The following is a 596-nucleotide window of genomic DNA, read 5'->3' on the forward strand; positions in this document are numbered from 1 at the left end:
ATGAACTTCCTCCTCGACGCTGAGGCGATCGCCGAGCTCACGGTCCGCCGTGGCCGGGCACGGGCGCACCTGGAGGCCCTCGTCGCGCATGAGCCGCCTTATGGCCTGGCGTATCGCCAGCTGCAGGCGATCTGTGCGCACCGGCGCGATGCCAATACGCTCTTCTGGCGCTGGGTTTTGGATGAGGATGGTGGCAAGCGCGTGATCCAGGAGATCGAGGCGGGTGCCGAGATCGAGGATGTCCACGCATCGATCCGTGGCCAGTTGGCCCAGGTGATGAGTAGCCTTGGGGAGCCTGTGGATGCCCCCATCCGCTATGCGCGGGTTACGGACCTCTTCCTCCGATACCTGGCCAGCTGCGAGATCCTCTCGGGGCAATCCCGCAGCCGACTGGTCTGGGAAGCCCCGGTGGCTCTGGAGGCGGAGGTGCTCACCTACCTGCGCCGGTTCGTGCCTGCGCTGATCCTCGGCCAGGTCGATGGCGATGCCATCGATCGGCAGGCGGCGTATGACGGCCTGCAGCGCCTCGTTCGGGAGATCACGGTCCGTGCCGGGGTGCCGAATCTTTACCTTGCCGCGATGGCGGAGATCGAAGC

The 596-nt window shown here is 66.3% G+C and carries 1 protein-coding gene; it reads left to right on the top strand.

Going from position 1 to position 596, the window contains the following annotated elements; all coding sequences use genetic code 11:
* On the top strand, window positions 1-596 hold a 596-nt coding region (locus tag LRG07_RS13785; protein WP_238642771.1), incomplete at both ends, for a hypothetical protein.

The sequence above is a fragment of the Halorhodospira sp. 9622 genome (genome assembly GCF_022228025.1).
Taxonomy (GTDB): Bacteria; Pseudomonadota; Gammaproteobacteria; order Nitrococcales; family Halorhodospiraceae; genus Halorhodospira; species Halorhodospira halophila_A.